General features: G+C 60.1%; 17 protein-coding genes. 4 read left to right on the forward strand and 13 right to left on the reverse strand.

Annotated features, from left to right (window positions below; translation table 11 throughout):
- Positions 1–118: 118 nt before the first annotated feature.
- Together lysS and prfB are read right to left on the reverse strand one after the other, a co-directional pair.
- The gene (gene lysS, locus G5306_RS09170) at positions 119–1,654 is read right to left on the reverse strand and encodes a lysine--tRNA ligase (RefSeq protein ID WP_005335201.1); all 1,536 of its coding nucleotides are present in this window, start codon (positions 1,652–1,654) and stop codon (positions 119–121) included.
- A 16-nt stretch (positions 1,655–1,670) separates the two neighbouring features.
- Positions 1,671–2,769, reverse strand: a protein-coding gene (prfB, locus tag G5306_RS09175) for a peptide chain release factor 2 (protein WP_100645262.1) whose coding sequence is annotated in 2 segments (ribosomal slippage) — positions 1,671–2,693 and positions 2,695–2,769 — 1,098 coding nt in all. Because the reading frame shifts where the segments join, the coding sequence is not laid out codon by codon here.
- Between the two features lie 256 nt (positions 2,770–3,025).
- Here prfB and G5306_RS09180 point away from each other — a divergent pair.
- Positions 3,026–4,897 (forward strand): methyl-accepting chemotaxis protein, encoded by a 1,872-nt coding sequence (locus tag G5306_RS09180; RefSeq protein WP_201946356.1) that lies wholly within the window; start codon positions 3,026–3,028, stop codon positions 4,895–4,897.
- Between the two features lie 231 nt (positions 4,898–5,128).
- On the opposite strand, the gene gltS is transcribed toward G5306_RS09180, so the two are convergent.
- Entirely contained in the window at positions 5,129–6,328 is a 1,200-nt protein-coding gene (gene gltS / locus G5306_RS09185) for a sodium/glutamate symporter (protein ID WP_108614086.1), read from the reverse strand.
- Positions 6,329–6,774: 446 nt separating this feature from the next.
- Here gltS and ansA point away from each other — a divergent pair, with 446 nt between their 5' ends.
- Entirely contained in the window at positions 6,775–7,782 is a 1,008-nt protein-coding gene (ansA, locus tag G5306_RS09190) for an asparaginase (RefSeq protein WP_005335195.1), read from the forward strand.
- Positions 7,783–8,044: 262 nt separating this feature from the next.
- On the opposite strand, the gene G5306_RS09195 is transcribed toward ansA, so the two are convergent.
- Together G5306_RS09195 and G5306_RS09200 are read right to left on the reverse strand one after the other, a co-directional pair.
- On the reverse strand, positions 8,045–8,338 hold the full coding sequence (locus G5306_RS09195) for a YeaC family protein (RefSeq protein WP_011707127.1): 294 nt from the start codon (positions 8,336–8,338) through the stop codon (positions 8,045–8,047).
- Between the two features lie 71 nt (positions 8,339–8,409).
- Positions 8,410–9,843: a glyceraldehyde-3-phosphate dehydrogenase gene (locus G5306_RS09200; RefSeq protein WP_227342059.1), complete on the reverse strand. Its 1,434-nt coding sequence runs from the start codon at positions 9,841–9,843 to the stop codon at positions 8,410–8,412.
- Between the two features lie 209 nt (positions 9,844–10,052).
- Between G5306_RS09200 and G5306_RS09205 the strand changes: the two genes are divergently transcribed.
- A complete protein-coding gene (locus G5306_RS09205; protein ID WP_227342060.1) occupies positions 10,053–10,853 on the forward strand; it encodes a DUF2989 domain-containing protein in 801 nt (266 codons plus the stop codon).
- Between the two features lie 7 nt (positions 10,854–10,860).
- On the forward strand, positions 10,861–11,421 hold the full coding sequence (locus tag G5306_RS09210) for an NUDIX domain-containing protein (RefSeq protein WP_227342061.1): 561 nt from the start codon (positions 10,861–10,863) through the stop codon (positions 11,419–11,421).
- Between the two features lie 106 nt (positions 11,422–11,527).
- Here the strand turns inward: G5306_RS09210 and lipA are convergent, their stop codons facing one another.
- The 8 genes from lipA to mrdA form a co-directional block, all read right to left on the reverse strand.
- On the reverse strand, positions 11,528–12,493 hold the full coding sequence (gene lipA, locus G5306_RS09215; protein WP_139740976.1) for a lipoyl synthase: 966 nt from the start codon (positions 12,491–12,493) through the stop codon (positions 11,528–11,530).
- Positions 12,490–13,167, reverse strand: coding sequence for a lipoyl(octanoyl) transferase LipB (gene lipB, locus G5306_RS09220; protein WP_216953013.1), 678 nt, complete (start codon positions 13,165–13,167; stop codon positions 12,490–12,492). Before lipB ends, lipA begins: the two co-directional genes overlap by 4 nt.
- A 62-nt stretch (positions 13,168–13,229) precedes the next feature.
- Entirely contained in the window at positions 13,230–13,493 is a 264-nt protein-coding gene (ybeD, locus tag G5306_RS09225; protein WP_005348100.1) for a DUF493 family protein YbeD, read from the reverse strand.
- Positions 13,494–13,785: 292 nt separating this feature from the next.
- Complete coding sequence (locus G5306_RS09230) at positions 13,786–14,982, reverse strand: D-alanyl-D-alanine carboxypeptidase family protein (protein WP_216953014.1); 1,197 nt, start codon at positions 14,980–14,982, stop codon at positions 13,786–13,788.
- A gap of 184 nt (positions 14,983–15,166) precedes the next feature.
- Positions 15,167–16,150: a septal ring lytic transglycosylase RlpA family protein gene (locus tag G5306_RS09235; RefSeq protein ID WP_421208814.1), complete on the reverse strand. Its 984-nt coding sequence runs from the start codon at positions 16,148–16,150 to the stop codon at positions 15,167–15,169.
- Positions 16,092–17,090, reverse strand: a complete 999-nt coding sequence (gene mltB / locus G5306_RS09240; RefSeq protein ID WP_421205117.1) for a lytic murein transglycosylase B — start codon at positions 17,088–17,090, stop codon at positions 16,092–16,094. The genes G5306_RS09235 and mltB overlap by 59 nt, the downstream gene beginning before the upstream one ends.
- Entirely contained in the window at positions 17,090–18,193 is a 1,104-nt protein-coding gene (gene rodA / locus G5306_RS09245) for a rod shape-determining protein RodA (protein WP_005335170.1), read from the reverse strand. The genes mltB and rodA overlap by 1 nt, the downstream gene beginning before the upstream one ends.
- On the reverse strand, positions 18,186–20,108 hold the full coding sequence (gene mrdA, locus G5306_RS09250) for a penicillin-binding protein 2 (protein ID WP_216953017.1): 1,923 nt from the start codon (positions 20,106–20,108) through the stop codon (positions 18,186–18,188). Before mrdA ends, rodA begins: the two co-directional genes overlap by 8 nt.
- Positions 20,109–20,155: the final 47 nt, after the last annotated feature.

Here is a 20,155-nt window from a genome sequence, read left to right on the forward strand (position 1 = left end):
GGTAAGCATTCGTCAATTGTTGTGAGCATTATAAAAAAACGCCCCGCAGTCGCGGGGCGTTTTTATGGGCTATCACGCTCGGGATTGACCCAAGGGATTTAGCTGGCTTCTGTGGGCCTTACTTCTGCGGACGCAGGGCAGGGAACAGAATAACGTCACGGATGGTGTGGCTGTTGGTGAACAGCATGACCAGACGGTCGATACCGATACCCTGACCGGCCGTCGGCGGCAGGCCGTGTTCCAGTGCGGTGACGAAGTCTGCGTCGTAGAACATGGCTTCGTCGTCGCCAGCTTCTTTCTGATCAACCTGATCCTGGAAGCGCTTGGCCTGATCTTCTGCATCGTTCAGCTCGGAGAAGCCGTTGGCCAGCTCGCGGCCACCGATGAAGAATTCGAAGCGGTCGGTTACGTCCGGGTTCACGTCGTTGCGGCGAGCCAGCGGAGAAACGGCGGCCGGGTACTCGGTGATAAAGGTCGGTTGCAGCAGCATGTGCTCCACGGTCTCTTCGAAGATCGCGGTGATCACGTGGCCCAGCTCCCAACCCTTCATCAGCTCGATGTGCAGACGCTTGGCAACGGCCTTGGCGCTCTCGAGGGTAGCCAGATCATCCAGGGTCACATCCGGATTGAACTTCAGGATGGACTCGACCATGGTGAGGCGCTGGAACGGCTGACCGAAATCGATGGTCAGGCCCTCTTCGCCCTCTTTGGCGTAACGGATCTTGGTGTCGCCCAGGATGTCCTGCGCCAGGGTGCGCAGCAGCTCTTCGGTCAGGTCCATCAGATCGATGTAGTCGGCGTAGGCCATGTAGAACTCGATCATGGTGAACTCGGGGTTGTGACGAACCGAGATACCTTCGTTACGGAAGTTGCGGTTGATCTCGTAGACACGCTCGAAACCACCAACCACCAGACGCTTCAGGTAGAGCTCCGGAGCGATACGCAGGTACATGTCGATGTCCAGCGCATTGTGGTGAGTGACGAACGGACGTGCGGAGGCACCACCCGGGATGACTTGCATCATCGGGGTTTCCACTTCCATGAAGCGCTTTTCGTTGAAGAACTTGCGGATACCGGCAACTACCTGGGTGCGGATCATGAAGGTCTTGCGGGACTCTTCGTTGGCGATCAGATCCAGGTAGCGCTGGCGGCAGCGAGCTTCCTGGTCGGTCAGGCCCTTGTGCTTCTCGGGCAGCGGACGCAGCGCCTTGGTCAGCAGGCGGATATCGGAAACGTGAACGGAGAGCTCACCGGTCTGGGTCTTGAACAGGGTACCTTCGACACCCACGATGTCGCCCAGATCCCACTTCTTGAACTGCTCGTTGTAGAAACCTTCCGGCAGGTCGTCACGGGTGACGTAGACCTGGATCTTGCCGGCCATGTCCTGCAGGGTGGCGAAAGAAGCCTTGCCCATGATCCGGCGGGTCATGATGCGACCGGCAATCTTCACCCGTTTACCCAGGCTCGTCAGCTCCTCGGCGCTTTTGTCGTCGAACTCTGCGTGCAGATCGCCAGAGAGGCTGTCGCGACGGAAGTCGTTGGGGAAAGGATTACCCTGGGCGCGCAGGGCGGCCAGCTTGGAACGACGCTCGGTCATCTCGTTGTTGAGTTCGAGAGTTTGGTCGACTTCCGGAGTGATGGTTTGTTCAGACATGGTGATTCCTGCTTGTTTACAGACCTGATTTCAGGCTGGCTTCGATAAACTTGTCCAAGTCACCGTCGAGCACCGATTGGGTATTACGGGTTTCGACGCCGGTGCGCAGATCCTTGATACGGGAGTCATCCAGCACATAGGAACGGATCTGGCTGCCCCAACCGATATCAGACTTGGTCTCTTCCAGGGCTTGTTTCTCAGCGTTCTGCTTCTGAATTTCCAGCTCGTAGAGCTTGGCTTTCAGCTGCTTCATACACTGGTCTTTGTTTTTGTGCTGGGAACGGTCGTTCTGGCACTGTACCACGACACCGGTCGGAACGTGGGTAATACGTACCGCGGATTCGGTTCGGTTAACGTGCTGACCACCGGCACCGGAGGCACGGTAGACGTCGATCCGCAGATCCGCCGGGTTGATCTCGATATCGATATCGTCGTCGATCTCGGGGTAGACGAACACAGAACAGAAGGAGGTGTGACGGCGGCCACCGGAATCGAACGGAGACTTGCGAACCAGACGGTGTACGCCGGTTTCGGTACGCAGCCAGCCGAATGCATATTCGCCGGTGAACTTGATGGTGGCGGATTTGATACCAGCCACGTCGCCTTCGGAGCATTCAATCAGCTCGGGCTTGTAGCCGTGGGCATCGCCCCAGCGCAGGTACATGCGCAGCACCATGTTGGCCCAATCCTGCGCTTCGGTACCACCGGAGCCGGATTGAATATCGATATAGCAGTCGGAGCCGTCGTGCTGGCCGGAGAACATGCGGCGGAACTCGAGGTCCACCAGCTTGGCTTCCAGTTGCTCGGATTCGGCGATAGCTTCGTTGAAGGTCTCTTCGTCTTCTCCTTCCACGGCCAGGCTCACCAGCATCTCGACGTCATCCACGCCCTGGGTCAGGGTGTCGATGGTGCCGACCACGTTTTCCAGCGCGACGCGCTCTTTGCCCAGCGCCTGTGCGCGCTCGGGTTCATTCCATACGTCCGGCTGTTCCAGCTCGGCGTTGACCTCTTCTAGACGCTCTTTCTTGGCGTCATAGTCAAAGGTACCCCCTAAGAAGCTCGGTCCGCTCAGACAGCTCCTTAAGTTTATTTAATACGGGATTAACTTCGAACATCGTGAAAACTCTCAGGGTCGATGTGATTTAAAAACGGGATATTCTAGCCAATTGTGGAAGGAATAAACAGGGTTGCCTTGGCTTGTGCGGCTCATGCCGTCAATTTCTGGTGCACTTTTCTCCACCTCGGTAGAAAATATCGCCCGCCGACCCATTTTCAGGTTCAGTTTTGGCCATTCGGGTCGCTAATGACTACGTGTAGTGTTGTGCAATTTAGGGAAAAACCCGCTCCTCACCTCAATAAGAAGAACACATGATGAAAAACCTGTCACTCAAGCAGAAGATACTGTTGTCAGTGGTGATCGCCCTTTCGCTGGTGATCTCGTTGCTCTCCTGGCAGAGCTATAGCAGCCAGAAGAGTCTGTTGCTGCAAGGCAGCCAGGAGCAGTTGCAGCGGTTGGGCACCCAGCAGGCCGAGCGTGTCAGCGACTGGCTCGCCGCCCGTCGCGACGTCATTCAGGCGCTTGGCAACAAGGCCGGTGTCGACCCCCTCAATGCCTTGCAACAGGCACAAGTTTCCGGCCGTTTCCAGCTCACCTATTTCGGTGAGAGCAGCGGCAAGATGAATGACTCCGATCCCTCCATCAACCGCGATGGCTACGACCCGCGCTCCCGTGGCTGGTATCAGGAAGCAATGGGCAAGGGCGGCCTGATTGTCACCAAGCCCTATCTCGACGTGGCTTACAACATCATGGTGGTGACCCTGGCCCAGCCGGTTTCTGGCGGGGTAGTCGGTGGTGACCTCTCCATCGCCTCGCTGGTGGAGGACGTCACCAAGATGAAGCTGCCGGCCGATGGTTTTGCCATCATGATGCACAAAGACGGCACCATCATCGCCTACAAGGATGCCGCCAAGGCGATGAAACCGGCCACCGAGATCGACAACGATCTGACCAATGCGCTGATCGAGCAGAGCAAGGCCAGCAACGGTCTGGTGGCGGCCTACTTCGACAACGAAGGACGTGACAAGCTGCTGTGGGCGGTCGATATCCCCGACACCGACTGGGAACTCGTGTTGGTGCTGGACAAGGCCGCGCTGGAAGCGCCGCTCTCCTCCCTGCTGATGACCCAGCTGGGCATGGCGCTGCTGGTGCTGGTGGGCAGTATCCTCGCTATCTCCTGGCTGGTCAGCATGCTGCTGGGCCCGCTCAGCAAGGTCTCCCAGGCACTGGCACGCATTGCCGATGGTAACGGCGATCTGACCCAGCGCATCAAGATCGATGCCAACGATGAAGTGGGTCAGCTGGCGAACAGCTTCAACCGCTTCGTCGGCAGCCAGCACCAGCTGATCGGTAATATCCGCCAGCTGGCCAACGAGCTGAACGCCGATGCCGAGCGCAGTCTGGTGACCAACCAGGCCGCGGTGGACGAGCTGCAGCGTCAGCAGCAGGAGGTGACCATGGTCGCCACTGCGGTCACCGAGATGGCGAGCGCCACCATGGAGATCGCCGGCAACGCCGAGAACACCGCCGCCGCTGCCCAGCAATCTGCCCAGAGCAGTGAGCAGGGCAAGATGCTGGTCAACAAGACCCGCCAGTCCATCAATGGTCTGGCTGAAGAGGTGGGGCAGGCGACCGAGGTGATCGGCGAGCTGAGCCGTCACGCGCAGGCGATCACCAGCATTCTCTCCACCATTCAGGGGATTGCCGAGCAGACCAACCTGCTGGCGTTGAACGCGGCCATCGAAGCGGCCCGTGCTGGTGAGCAGGGTCGTGGTTTTGCGGTGGTGGCTGACGAGGTGCGGGTGCTGTCTCGCCGTACTCAGGACTCCACCCAGCAGATCCAGTCCACCATCGAGACCCTGCAACAGACCACCGCCCGCGCGGTGAGCCTGATGCAGACCAGTCAGGGGCTGGCGGATAACAGCGTGCAGGATGCGGATCAGGCGGTGCGCGCACTGGAAGAGATCACCAGTGCCATCTCCCTCATCTCCGACATGGCGGGCCAGATCGCCACTGCCGCTGAGGAGCAGACCCAGGTGACCGGCGAGATCACCCAGAACACCACCGCCATCAAGGATGTGAGTGACGAGATCACCGCCGCCGCCATGCGCGATCTGGATCAGGCCCAGAGTCTCAAGGGACGGGCTGCTGACCTTAACCAGCAGGTGTCGACCTTTATCCTGTAAGGTGCAACTCTCGGCCTGTTCCGGCTGAGATAAAAAAGCCCCGCCCTCTGTCGAGTGCGGGGCTTTTTGTTGTTCGGGGAAGTGCGGGATATAGGGATTCCGGGTTGCTCGCGGGTCACCCTGGTGGCGGATACGAGCCCCGGCTCTGCCTGCGTCACCTGGCGAGTCGATAACAAACAAAGAGCCCACCGAAAGGTGGGCTCTGATCATATACGTCTGACGGAAAGGGAATTACAGGAATGGCATCGCCATAAACAGCTTGATCACCATGGCGTTGATGATGTCGATAAAGAAGGCGCCCACCATGGGCACCACCAGAAACGCCAGGTGGGAGGGACCGAAGCGCTGGGTGATGGCCTGCATGTTGGCGATGGCGGTCGGGGTGGCCCCGAGGCCAAAGCCGCAGTGACCTGCCGCCAGCACGGCTGCATCATAGTTGCTGCCCATGACCCGGAAGGTGACGAAGATGGCGTAGAGCGCCATTGCCACGGTCTGGGCGGCCAGCAGAATGAAGATGGGCAGGGCCAGGCTGGCCAGATCCCACAATTTCAGGCTCATCAGTGCCATGGCGAGGAACAGCGACAGGCTGACGTTGCCCAGCAGGGAGACCTCGCGATCGCTCACCTCATGCCAGTTCAGCAGGGTTAGGACGTTGCGCAGCAGCACGCCGACAAACAGCACGCAGACAAAGATCGGCAGCTCGAAGGCGCCCCCTTTGAGAGAGGCCGAGAGCAGCTCGCCACCCTTGAGGCTGATGGCTATCAATGCCAGCGTTTCGATAACGCTGAAAGTGGTGAGGGGGCGCTCCATATCTGGCATTTCGAAGCCCTGGGGGGCCTCATCCTGATTGTGCTCCTCACCGGGCACCTGCACTTTCTTCACCAGATAGCGAGCCACCGGGCCACCGATCAGGCCGCCCAGCACCAGACCGAAGGTGGCGCAGGCGATGGCGAGTTCGGCAGCGGATTGCACGCCGTATTTCTCGGAGAAGGTGGCACTCCAGGCCGCCCCGGTGCCGTGGCCGCCGGAGAGAGTGATGGAGCCGGCCAGCAGCCCCATATGGGGATCCAGACCGAGCAGGGTCGCCAGACCGACACCCAGACTGTTCTGCACCAGCAGCAGGCCGGTGACCACCATCAGGAAGGTAACCACCGCCTTGCCGCCGCGTTTCAGGCTGGCGAGATCGGCGGAGAGACCGATGGAGGCGAAGAAGGCCAGCATCAGCGGGGTTTGCAGGCTGGTATCAAATTGCAGCTCCATCTGCAGGGTGGAGCGCAGCAGCAGCAGTACCAGCGCGACCACCAGGCCGCCGGCTACCGGTTTGGGGATGTTGAAGGTACGCAGCAGCCCGACTCGGGTAACCAACACCCGGCCAAGCAGCAATACCAGAGTGGCAGCGACCAGCGTTGCGTAGGAATCAAGTTGTAACATTCAGTACTCCCATGTTGATTGGCTGTGTCTTTCATAGCAAAAGACTTACAGATTCAGCCGGGATGAAAACAGTGTGGCTCATGCGCCAACAAAGAAGGGGAAACATCTCCCCGCCCCAGGAAAGATGGGGCTTGTGCGGGCCTGAAATGCTCAGGCATCCAGATGAGATTTTAGTAAAATCCGGCGGATTGTAGCAAAAAGCATCGTTTAATTCCATCTTTGTCGTATTAATGCTCGTTTTAGTGGTTTATTGTGACATTTAGCACTATGTAGGTAGAGGGCAGAAAAGCCGAAAAGGGTGCATGGAACGGCTGTCATTTGGGGCGCCAGTCTCTATAATTCGCCGGTTTCCGCTGCACGCAGAGGCGCTGGCGGGCGTTGACATTGTGGTTCACCCCGACATGGTTCATGTTCCGGCGGTGTTCACTTCATCAAGAGGAGAGGGTGTGAAGAAGTCTATCTACATTGCCTACACAGGCGGCACCATTGGGATGCAGCGTTCCGATCACGGCTACGTGCCGATGGCGGGCTTTATGGAAGACTGTCTGGCGCGGATGCCCGAGTTCCACCGCCCCGAGATGCCGGATTACCATATCCACGAATATGCGCCCCTCATCGACTCCTCCGACATGACCCCGGCGGATTGGCAGCGCATCGCCGAGGATATTCGCGACAACTACGAGAAATACGATGGTTTCGTGATCCTGCACGGCACCGACACCATGTCGTTCACCGCCTCGGCGCTCTCCTTCATGCTGGAAGATCTGCACAAGCCGGTCATCATCACCGGCTCCCAGATCCCGTTGGCCGAGTTGCGCTCCGACGGTCAGCAGAATCTGCTCAACGCCCTCTATATCGCGGCCAACTACCCGATCCACGAGGTGACGCTGTTCTTCAACAACCAGCTCTATCGCGGCAACCGCAGCAAGAAGGTGCATGCAGACGGCTTCCACGCCTTCGACTCCCCCAACTATCCGCCGCTGCTCAATGCCGGGATCGCCATCTCGCTGGAGGCGGGCGAGCTGGGCGTGCCCTCCGAGCGGCCGCTGGTGCTGCACGACATCACCCCCCAGCCCATCGGCGTGGTGACCCTCTATCCGGGGATCTCCAGCGAGGTGATCGCCAACATCCTGCAACAGCCGGTGAAGGCGCTGATCCTGCTGTCATTCGGGGTCGGCAATGCGCCGCAAAACCCGGCCATGCTGGCGCTGCTCTCCGAGGCTTCGGCCCGCGGCGTCATCATCGTCAACCTGAGCCAGTGCCTGCACGGCAAGGTCAATATGGGGGGCTATGCCACCGGCAACGCCCTGTCGCGGGCCGGGGTGATCTCGGGCTTTGACATGACCGCTGAAGCTGCACTCACCAAGCTGCACTTCCTGCTGAGCCAAGACTTGCCATCCCACCGCATTCGCGAGCTGATGCAGCAGTCCCTGCGCGGGGAGCTGACTCCCTAAGCGATGCGGCCCTCACCCTAACCCTCTCCCGGCGGGAGAGGGGATAGCTCGAGGTGCGGTTGGCCGCAAGGCTTGCCATGAAGAGCGTTGGCAGGTGGCCCGTTCACTGTTCGCAGGTGCGAGCCTGCTCCCTTCTCCCCCTGGCGGGAGAAGGGTTGGGGATGAGGGGGATGAGTCACCCGGCATCGATAGGAAAAAAGAGGGGAGCCATCATGGCTCCCCTCTCTGTTGTGGCCGCCACGAGCGGCCTGCCGGGTCAGGCTCAGTGGTTGAGGTCGACCCGCACTATCTCTTCCTCATCGCGATACTGACGCTTGAGCTCGCTCTTGCTCTTCATCACAATCTCGCCGTCACGGCCGATGTTCATATGCTCCGGGTTGTCGAGATGCATCGCCTGCCAGGCCATCACGGCTTGCAGGGAGGTGGCCTTCTGCTCGTCGGTCAGGGGCTTGCCATCGGGCCACTTGCCCAGCTCGACTGCGGTCTTGAGCCGCTCGTACACCTCTGCGGGCATCTGCCTGATTGCTTGCAAAAACTCACCCTGTTGAAACGACATCCGGCCTCTCCTTGAACTATTGAGCCATAAACTGCGGGATATGACGGGTCATGCAGGTAGACTCTATCGGTCTATGCAGGCAGATCCTGGCGGACTACGCCAGCCATCTGCTCCATCACCCGCACTACCTGACAACTGTACCCGAACTCGTTGTCATACCATACGTAGAGCACACAGTGATCCCCCTCGGCGATGGTCGCCTGGGAGTCGACGATGCCCGCATAGCGGGAACCCACCATGTCGGAGGAGACCAGTTCGGTGCTGGCGCTGAAGTCGATCTGGCGATGGAGCTCCGAGCTTAGCGCAATCTGCTGCAGATAGGCGTTGAGGCTCTCCCGATCGGTGGCCTGCTCCAGCGACAGGTTGATGATGGCCAGCGAGACATTGGGTGTGGGCACCCGGATGGCGTTGCCGGTCAGCTTGCCCTTGAGTTCCGGCAGCGCCTTGGTCACCGCCTTGGCGGCGCCGGTGCTGGTCATCACCATATTGAGGGCCGCGCTGCGACCGCGCCGCTCCCCCTTGTGATAGTTGTCGATGAGGTTCTGATCGTTGGTGTAGGAGTGGACCGTCTCCACGTGGCCGTGGCGGATGCCGTACTGCTCCTGCATCACCTTGAGCACCGGGGTGATGGCGTTGGTGGTGCAGGAGGCGGCGGAGATGATCTTGTCATCCGGGCCTATCACCTCATGGTTGACCCCGAACACCACGTTCTTCATCTCCCCCTTGCCGGGGGCGGTCAGCAGCACCTTGCCAGCACCGCGCGCTTTCAGGTGCTCGGAGAGGCCAGCCTCATCGCGCCAGACCCCGGTGTTGTCGACGATCAGCGCATCGTGAATGCCGTAAGCTGTGTAGTCGATGTCAGCCGGGCTATTGGCGTAGATCACCTGAATGAAGGTGCCGTTGGCGATGATGGCGCTGCGCTCCACATCCACCTCGATGGAGCCATTGAAGGGACCATGTACCGAGTCGCGGCGCAGCAGGCTGGCGCGTTTTTCCAGATCCCCGTCGCGACCACCGCGTACCACGATGGCGCGCAGGCGCAGCGGATTGGCGGCGCCGGTACGCTCGATCAGCAGGCGGGCCAGCAGGCGGCCGATACGGCCAAAGCCGTAGAGCACCACGTCGGTCGGCTGCGGCATCTGGTTGCGGCCAAGGGCCGGTGCCAGTCGCGCTTGCAGATAGTCCTCGATCCCCGCCTCATCCTGATGATCCTGCCAGTAGCCGACTGCCAGCTTGCCAAGGTCTACCTCGGCAGCGGTGGGTTTGAGGGCAACGATGGCCTGAAGCAGGGGGAAGCTTTGCTGGATGGGGAGGGGAGCGCCCTGGTGGCGGCGGACGACCCGGTGGGCCTTGAGGATATCGATGGTGGAGGCGTTTTGCAGTGGGCGGCCGTAGAGGGTGATCTCGACCCCTTGTTGTCGGTAGAGGCGACCAATCAAGGGTTGCATGGCTTCGGCGAGCTCCTGGCTCTCCTGCCACGCTTGCAAGTAGTGCTCGTGGGTCATTGACCAGATCCTTTATTTCACGTTGTTGGTGTAAATAGAAAATTCGTCGAATGCAGATCAGTGTAGGGGTCTATATTTCGTTATATTATTCTGCAATCGCGGCCTTATATGGCGCGCATTGTAATGGATATGTAACCGGTTTGCTAGCCGGTGGTGGCCGACAGAGGCTTCAGTTGTTACCAACCCGCGTTACCAACAAGATGTGAATCATGGCCAATTTCCCCCTGCGACAGACCTTCATCATGCTTTCAGTCGGCCTTGCCGTAGCTGGCTGCAATGACGATCGGATCCACAATATCTGCAGCAACCATGCCGAGCTCTGTCAGGATCTGGTGGACGATGGCTGGTGTCGCTACGAGCGTACCGATGTGATCCGCAGCCGCTTCTATCTCAAGGAGGAGGGAACGGATCGGCGCAAGTACGAGCTGATGCGCAACCTTGAGCGCTATCTTAAGTGTGCCGAGCGCTCTACCAACATCGAGTATAAGAATGCCCGCGAGCAGAAGAGCCCACGGGTGGAGGGGATGCTGGCGGCTGGCGAACAGTTGGCCCAGCTCGATGTGGCCACCCGCAACTCGCAGGATCCCTACTTGCTGCTCTGGCACTGGACCAACAACACCAACGAGCTGGCCCGTCAGCAGTTTATGGCGCTGGAAGGTAACAAGGTGCTCGACGAACCGGAACTTCAGCTGGCCCTTGGCGGAGCCTACGCCAAGAGCGACCCCGAGAAAGCTATTTCCATCATGCATCACGGCCTCTCCCTCTATCGGGAAGGTGACAAGATAAACAGCCGCCTGCTCACCTCCCTCAGCACCCTCTATATGGGCCAGAAGCAGTACGGGCTGGCCTATCTGTGGGGCAAGGTGAGTGAGTCTTTTCAGGATGCGCCAGAGGTCTCTGCCAGGCGTTTTGGTATTTATCACACCCTGAGCAAAACAGATCAGGATGCCTACGACGTGCGAGCGGCTGAAATAGTCGATCAACTGAAACATGGCAGCTATCGGCACTGAGGCTCTGATGATTGCACTATCCCCGGCCAGCTGCTGGCCCGCACCTTTTTCCCTCTCGTTTGTCCATGGCGAGGTGATCACCGATGGCCATACCCTGGAACGCCTTACGGTACGTGCCGTAGTACTCCGTGGTGACGAGTTGCTGCTGGTCCACTCCCGGGTCAACGGTGATCTGATGTTTCCTGGCGGCGGCGTTGAAGCGGGGGAAAACCACCATGTGGCGCTGGCCCGCGAGCTGAAGGAGGAGTGCGGTGCCGAGTTGCTGGAAGTAGGGACCCTGCTTGGCGAGACCCGGGAATACCGCGCCGCCCGCGAGCCGGGGTTCGATGCCTACTGCATCCGCTCGCTGTACTACTTGTGCCGGATTGGTGATCAACTGGTGGAGCCACAGCCACAGCCCTACGAGATCCGCCTTGGCTTCGTGCCCGGCTGGTTTGGCCTCGACGAAGCGCTGCAGACCAACAAGACCCAGCTGGCGGGGCCCTGTCCCCAGTGGACGGCGCGAGAGACCCGGGTGTTGGCCCAGTTGCAACGCTGGCATCAGCAGGGGGTCTTCGACCACGGCTGATGAGTAGATCAAGCTGCAACGGTCAGTGACACCAACAGAAAGAGCGCCAATAGGCGCTCTTTTTCATTGCGAGGGTGGCGGTTACTGGCCGCTCTATCGTGCGAGGTTACTTGACCTCTTCGCCCTTGGCTTGCAGATCCGCGTGATAGGAGGAGCGCACGAAAGGACCGCAGGCGGCGTGGGTAAAGCCCAGCTCCATGGCGACATCTTTCAGCTCGTCAAACTCTGCTGGCGGCACGTAGCGCTTGACCGGCAGGTGGTGGCGGCTTGGCTGCAGATACTGACCCAGGGTCAGCATGTTGACGCCGTGAGCGCGTAGATCCTTGAGCACCTCGACGATCTCTTCGTTGGTCTCGCCAAGGCCCATCATCAGACCGGACTTGGTCGGTACATGGGGGTGCATCTCCTTGATACGGCGCAGCAGCTCCAGCGACCACTTGTAGTCGGCACCCGGGCGAGCGACGCGATACATGCGCGGCGCAGTTTCCAGGTTGTGGTTGAATACGTCCGGCGGCGTTTCGCGGAACACCTCAAGGGCCTGCTCCATCCGGCCACGGAAGTCCGGGGTCAGGATCTCGATGCGGGTCTGCGGGCTGTGCTCGCGGATCTCGCGGATGCAGTCGGCGAAGTGCTGGGCACCGCCGTCGCGCAGATCGTCGCGGTCCACCGAGGTGATCACCACATACTTGAGGTTCATCTCCTTGATGGTGAGCGCCAGCTTCTTCGGTTCTTCCGGATCGAGTGCCAGCGGGCGGCCGTGGGCCACGTCGCAGAAGGGGCAGCGACGGGTGCAGATCGCGCCCATGATCATGAAGGTGGCCGTGCCGTGGTTGAAACACTCCGCCAGGTTGGGGCAGGAAGCCTCTTCACAGACCGAGTGCAGCTTGTTCTTGCGCAAGGTGCTCTTGATGTGTTCGATCTTCTGGCTGGAAGGGGGGAGTTTGATCCGCATCCAGTCCGGCTTGCGAAGGATTTCTTCGTTGGGATCCGGCATGAATTTCACCGGGATCAGGGCCATCTTGTCGCCATCGCGCAGCTTGACGCCCGGCTCCATACGAACGGGTTTGCTCATGATTCACTCTCGGTGTTTGTTATTGTCTGATAGCCAATCAGGCTGGCCAGTTCGGCCACCAGAATGGATTGCGCCTCGGCCACGCTCTGCGGGCCGCCCAGGGCGCTGGTCTGGGTCATGGCCATGCCCGCATAGCCGCACGGATTGATGTGCAGGAAGGGGGTCATGTCCATGTTGATGTTGAGGGCCAGCCCGTGGAACGAGCAACCCTTGCGGATGCGCAGTCCCAGCGAGGCCAGTTTGGCCTCCATGCCAAGGTCATTTTTCACATAGACCCCGGGGGCATCTGCCTTGGCATAGGCCTGGATATTGCTTTTGGCCAGGGTGTTGATGATGGCTGTTTCCAGCGCGGTCACCAGCTCGCGCACCGAGAATTTGCAGCGGCGGACATCCACCAGGACGTAGAGCACCAGCTGGCCCGGGCCGTGATAGGTCACCTGACCGCCGCGATCGCTCTGCACCACCGGGATATTGCCCGGATTGAGCAGGTGTTCGGCCTTGCCGGCCTGGCCCTGGGTGTAGACGGGGTCATGTTCGACCACCCAGAACTCGTCCGGGGTGTCGCTGGTGCGGTTGTCGGTGAAGGCTTTCATGGCGTCCCATACCGGCTGGTAGGGGCGGCGACCCAGCTGCCTGACTATCAGGCTGTGCTGAGCGGGGATCTGGGATGACATGGTGTCCTCGTGGCGTGCTGCGGCCAAAAACAGTCGCCCCGCAGAACGGGGCGAGAGAGAAATTACAGTACGTATTTCACCAGCTCGATCTTGCCAAGCGCAGTGTACATCGCTTCGATGTGCTCTTTGCTCTGGGCAGTCACGGTCACGCGAACCGAGTGATAGTTGCCCTTGGAGCTGGGCTGGACGGTCGGGCTGTAGGTGCCCGGAGCATGCTGCTGCAGCACTTCAACCACCATATCCGGCAACGCAGGATCCGCGATGCCGAGTACCTTGAACGGGAATTTGCAGGGAAACTCCAGCAGTTCATCAAACTTGGTATTCATTTACTCACCTTTTTCGTCATCAGCATGATGACTTCATCTTGGATGGCTAGTGGCCGATGGCCCGTGGAGGCCGCCATTTCAAGTCTGTATGGGTGCGGCTAAACCCTATATGGGCGCCGCACACTCCGGGATCAAGGCCGGGAGCGGTCAGACAAGGATGGAAGTGCTGCTTTTTACCACAAATCAGGGTAAGGCGGAACCTGCAGTTTACAGGGTTATTCACTGCCATTGTCCGGCGCAGACAGCAGCGGCGCCTGTTGGCGCCGCTGTTTGGTGAGGATTGTGCGTCGGATTACTTGAACCAGCTGGTGACCAGCAGTACCAGGTAGTCCCACAGACGGCTCATTAAGCCACCTTCCTGCACCTCTTCCAGAGCGACCAGCGGTACCTGCTTGATCTCTTTGTCACCCTGCTTCAGGAACACGGTACCAACGCGTTGACCCTTGGCCAACGGGGCTTTCAGCTCGCTGTCGAGCTGGAAGTCTGCCTTGAGGTTGTTGCCCTGACCGCGGGTGACCAGCACGGAGACATCCTTGTCGACGCCCAGTTTCACTTCAGATTTGTCGCCCATCCAGATCTTCTGGGTGACCAGCTCGGTGCCTGCCTTGTACGGAGTCAGGCTCTGGAAGAAGCGGAAGCCGTAGGTGAGCAGTTTCTTGCTCTCGGCGGCGCGGGAGGCTTCGCTGCTGGCGCCCAGTACCACGGCGATCAGGCGCATGCCTTCGTTGTTGGTGGCAGAGGAGACCAGGTTATAGCCGACCTGGCTGACGTGGCCGGTCTTGATGCCATCCACTTGCAGGGATTGATCCCACAGCAGGCGGTTGCGGTTGTGCTGGGTGATACCGTTGAAGACGAAGGATTTCTGGGAGTAGATCTTGTACTCCTCCGGCTGATCATGGATCAGTGCCTGACCCAGGCGGGCCATATCACGGGCTGTACTGTAGTGACCCTCTTCATCCAGACCGTGGGGGTTCTTGAACTGGGTGTCCTTCATGCCGAGCTTGGCGGCCCAGGCATTCATCAGGCTGGCGAAGGAGTCGGTACTGCCGGCCAGATGTTCGGCCATGGCGACGCAGGCATCGTTGCCGGACTGGATGATGATGCCCTTGTTCAGGTCATCGACAGAGACCTGCTTGCCCACCTCGATAAACATCTTGGAGGAGTCTGAGTAGTTCTTGGACCAGGCGTTCTGGCTGATGGTCACCATGTCGGTGCCCTTGATGTTCCCCTTGTGCAGCTCGTCGCCAACGATGTAGGAGGTCATCATCTTGGTCAGGCTGGCAGGGGGCAGACGCTCGTCGGCGTTCTGCTCGGCCAGCACCTGACCGGAGTAGTAGTCGATCAGGATATGGGCCTTGGCGGAGATCTCCGGCGCGGCGGGAACCACCACTGGGTTGGCGTTCGGCGTGGGTGTCGGCACCGGCGTATTGGCCTGAGCGGTTACGCTGATCAGTGAGGCCAGAAGAACTGAACGGGCAAATTTGGACATCTTGAAATTCCTGCGAGCCAGATGGGGATAAAATGCGGGCCTAACTATACCAGATGCGCCCGCAGGTTATAGTCCGACATGGCGATCATGACTGGTTTTTTATCCATCAATCCCTGCCATCACGCCATAAAGCGACGTGATGGCGGGGCCGGGAGATTGGTTACCGCCGCTGTCAGAGGAGGGATCAGGGCACGATAAAGGCCTGTTCCAGTCCCCCTTGCCGTACTTTTTCCAGCAGTGCGGCTTGTTTATCCGCCTCCACCGGGCCGATCAAGACCCGGAAGATGGCGCCATGGGCTTCAATCCGGTAGGGCACACCATGGCGCTGGGTCATCACCTTGCCCATCGCCTCGGCCCGATCCCGGGAGCCGCTGGCCAGTACCTGGATCATCTTGCCATCACCGCTGCTGGCAGGAGCTGCGGTCTTGGCGGGAGCTGGCTTGACAGGTGCCGCTTTGGCGGGCGTGGTCGCGGGCGCCTTGACGGGAGCGGGTTCGGCGGCGGGGGTCGCCATCGCCAGGGCGGTCGGTTCACCCAGGAAGCCATCTTGCGCCACTGTGTTGGATGCCGTTGCTGGCGGGGTGGTCGGGGTCATCTCGATGGGCTTCATCGGTTCCATGATCACCATCTGGTCCGGGGTGTCGTTGATCAGCTCCAGTCGAACGCGAGCTGTGCCGCTATCGACCATCTCCAGCTGCTTGGCCGCCGCATAGGAGAGGTCGATCAGGTGAGGGCTGTTGAAAGGGCCGCGATCGTTGACTCGTACTATGGTCTCCAGCCCGTTGTCCAGATTGGTGACCCGCACATAGCTCGGGATGGGCAGGTTGCGATGGGCGGCGCTGAACAGCTTGCTGTCCAGCACATCGCCGTTGGCGGTATTCTGGCCATCCAGATCCGGTGACAGCCAGCTGGCGGAACCCTCTTCGCTATAGTGCTTGATATCGCGCCACACCTCGTTTTTCTGTTTGCCAATCCAGTAGTCCCGGTTGCCGCTCGCGCTCAGGGGCTCCGGGCGTGGGATGGCGCCGGTGGCTTGCGGGATCTCGATAACGGGTGGCTTGCTGACCGGTGCAGGCGGCTCGACAGGGGCGCTCTGTTCCGGCTGGCTGCTACAGGCGGCCAGCAACAAGCTCAGACTGAGCGGGAGGAGTTTGTGACGAAGATGCATACGCTTCCTGAATAGCTTGGCTAAGTTGATACACCGCCATCGCGTAGAGTGGGCTGCGATTGTAGCGGGTGATCACGTAAAAGTTATGCCGTGCGACCCAGTATTCCGGTCCATCGGCTTGGGCAAGCGCCAGCAACTTGACCGGCGTCTGCGGGGCCAGCGGCGTGGCGAGCTCAATCCCTGCCGCCGCCAGTTCTGACCACTGTTGTGTGAGCTCGGGCTCAGATCTCAGCAAAGGTTCGACCGCCATTAGCCCGATCTGGGCTGGTTCCACCACGGATTCGCCCCAGCGCCACTGGTGGCTGGCAAAATAGTTGGCCACGCTGCCGATGGCATCGACCGGGTTGGCAAACAGATCCCGCTTGCCATCCCCGTCAAAATCGACGGCATAGTGGCGGTAGCTGGAGGGCATGAACTGCCCCATCCCCATGGCGCCGGCATAGGAGCCCTTGAGGGCATCGAGTTGCCACCCTTCCTCTTTGGCCAGCACCACCAGCTGGGCAAACTCCTTGGCAAAGAAGTCGCTGCGCTCCGGGTAGTGGAACCCCAGGGTGTAGAGGCTATCGAGCACCGGATGACGGCCCATCTGGCGACCGTAGAAGGTCTCGACCCCTATGATGGCCACGATGAGCGAGGCGGGCACCCGATAGGTCTGCTCCGCGCGGGTCAGTGTCTCGGCATGTTGCTGCCAGAACTGCTGGCCGTCACGGATGCGATCTGGGGTAACAAACAGCGGCCGGTAGCGATGCCAGGGTTTGGCCTCCCACGGCTTGCTGATGGTGTCTAGTACCTCCTGCCGCAACTGGGCGCGGGCCACTGCCGCCTGCAACTCCGCCAGCGGCACCTGCTGCTGTTCGGCGAGCAGGGCCAACCGATCCGGCGCCACGGCGGCGGTTGCCATCGTGGTGGCGAGAGAGAGCAGCAATCCGACCCGTTTCATCAGGCCAGCAGCCTTCTATGAGTCTGGATGGACATCAGTATGCCAAAGCCGGCCATCAGGGTCACCATGGAGGTGCCGCCATAGCTCACCAGCGGCAGGGGAACCCCCACCACCGGCAGGATGCCGCTCACCATGCCCATGTTGACGAACACATAGACGAAGAAGGTGAGAGTGATGGCGCCGCCCAGCAGTCGCTCGAAGCTGTTCTGGGCCTGCATCGAGATAAACAGACAGCGGCTGATGACGTAGAGGTAGAGCACCAGCAGCAGGGCAACCCCCACCAGACCAAACTCCTCGCTAAATACCGCGAAGATGAAGTCGGTGTGGCGCTCGGGCAAGAACTCCAGCTGGGACTGGGTCCCTTGCAGCCACCCCTTGCCGAAGACGCCACCGGAGCCGATGGCAATCTTGGACTGGATGATGTGGTAGCCGCGGCCGAGCGGGTCTTTCTCCGGGTCGAGCAGCATCAGCACCCGCTGGCGCTGGTAGTCGTGCATCAGGAAGAACCAGAGCACCGGCATAAAGGCCAGCATCAGTAGAACCGCCAAGCCGATCAGCCACCAGCTGAGCCCCGCCAGAAAGATCACGAAGAAGCCGGAGGCGGCCACCAGAATGGAGGTGCCAAGGTCCGGCTGGGCGGCGATCAGCAGGGTGGGCAGCAGCACCATGATGAGGGCGATCACCACATGGCTGAACTTGGGTGGCAGCGAGTGGCGACTGAGCCAGGCCGCCACCATGATGGGCATGGAGAGCTTCATCACTTCGGAGGGCTGGAACTTCATAAAGCCCAGATCGAGCCAGCGCTGGGCCCCCTTGCCGATGTGGCCGAACACGTCCACCGCAATCAGCATCAGCACCACCACGGCGAACAGCGGCACCGACCAGCGGGCGTAGAGGGAGGGGGGCAGCTGGGCCAGGCCGATCATCAGGGCAAAGGCGAGACCGCCGCGCACCAGCTGGCGCACGATGGAGTCCATATCCTGACCGGAGGCGGAGTAGAGCACCACCATGGAGAGGGTCATCACGGCCAACAGACCGAGCAGCAGGGGCAGGTCGATATGCAGCTTGTACCAGATACTCTGCTGGCGGGCTGAATTACTCATGGGGGGCGACCTCACTCGGTTGGGACGGCTTTTCCGGTGCCGGTGGCAGTTGCGGATCTGGGGGCAGCAGATAGGCATCCAGCATCTGGCGTGCAATGGGCGATGCAGCCCGGCCACCACCACCACCAATGGAGTTTTCCAGCACCAGTGCGACGACCGCTTTGGGCGCCTCAAAGGGGGCATAGGCAACGAACAGGGCGTTATCGCGATGTTCCGCCTTGACGGTCTTGATGTTGTAGACCTGATTTTCCTTCAAACCGACTACCTGCGCAGTGCCTGATTTACCACCTGACGAGTAGGGGGCCTTTGCAAATGCATGACGGCCACTGCCTTCACTGCCATGGTTGACGCGCCACATGCCGTCCTGGGCTACTTTCCAGTAGCTGTCGCTCTTGAGCTTGAGGGCGATGTTGGGGTTGACCGGGGCATCGACCACCCCCGCCTGCGAAGCGGTGCTCTTGAGCAAGTGCGGCGTCACGTCGTGGCCGTTTTGGGTCAGGATGCTGATCGCCTTGGCCAGCTGGAGCGGTGTCGCGCTCCAGTAGCCCTGACCGATACCGACCGAGATGGTGTCACCCTGATACCAGGGCTGGCGCCAGCGGGCCATTTTCCAGTCGCGAGACGGCATGACGCCCTTGGTCTCTTCATAGAGATCGACGCCAGTGTACTGACCGAAACCGAACTTGGTCATATAGCTGTGGATCTTGTCGATACCGACCCGATAGGCGAGATCGTAGAAGTAGGTATCGGCCGAGACCTCGATGGCGCGATAGACATCGAGCCAGCCGTGGCCCCAGCGGCGCCAGTCACGGAACTTCTTGGTGGTGCCGGGAATGGAGAAGCTCGGGCCGCCGAAATAGCGGTAGCCCGGGGTAATGGCCCCCTCGTTGAGGCCCATGATGGACATCATGGGTTTGACGGTGGAGGCGGGGGCATAGATCCCCTGAGTGGTACGGTTCACCAGCGGCCGTGCCGGATCGTTGAGCAGTGCCGAGTAGTTGGCGCTGGATATGCCTGTCACGAACAGGTTGGGGTCATAGCTCGGGCTCGACTCCAGCGCCAGGATGGCACCGGTTTTCGGGTTCATCATCACGATGGCACCACGCTGGCCGGCCAGCAGTTGCTGGGCCTTGAGCTGCATCCGGACGTCGATATTGAGGTAGATATCCTTGCCCGGAACCGGAGGCTGGAACTTGAGGGTGCGGACAATCCGGCCGCGGTTGTTGACCTCGACCTCCTGATAACCCGCCACCCCGTGCAGCTCATCCTCGTAATACTTCTCCACCCCCTGCTTGCCGATATCCTTGGTGGCGGCATAGTTGGCGAGTTTGTCCTCTTTTTCGAGACGCTCCACGTCGCGGGTGTTGATCTTGGCCACATAACCCAGCGCATGGGTCAGGGTGTCGCCAAACGGGTAGTAGCGCTTGAGGTAAGCCTCGATACTGGCTCCCGGATAGTTGTGCTGGTTGACCGAGAAGAGTGCCACCTGATATTCGGTCAGCTTTTCGTAGAGAGGGACCGGCTTGAAGCGACGTTGGCGTTTCACCTCGGTCAGAAACTTCTCTTTGGTGCCTTCCGGCAGCCCCAGCAGGGCGATCAGCTGGTCAGCGGTTTTTTCAAGATCCCTAGTCTCTTCCGGGACGATTTCCAGACTGTAGACCGGGCGGTTCTCCGCCAGCAGCACGCCGTTGGTGTCGTAGATGAGACCCCGGGGTGGCGCCACCGGCACTACCCGGATGCGGTTGGAGTTGGAACGCGTCTGGTAGGTGTCGTAGGACTCGACCTGCAGATAATAGAGATTGCCCAGCAGCACCAGCATCAGCACGACGATGCCGATGTAGGCTACCAGGGTGCGCCGGAAGAACAGATTGCCCTCGGCACTGTGATCGCGCATCTCGATGCGTTGTTTCAGCATGCCTTTACCTCGGGTTTGTGGGGGGCAATAACAGCAGGAGCGGCATG

Source organism: Aeromonas sp. 603404, from assembly GCF_049171775.1.
Lineage (GTDB): Bacteria > Pseudomonadota > Gammaproteobacteria > Enterobacterales > Aeromonadaceae > Aeromonas > Aeromonas veronii_A.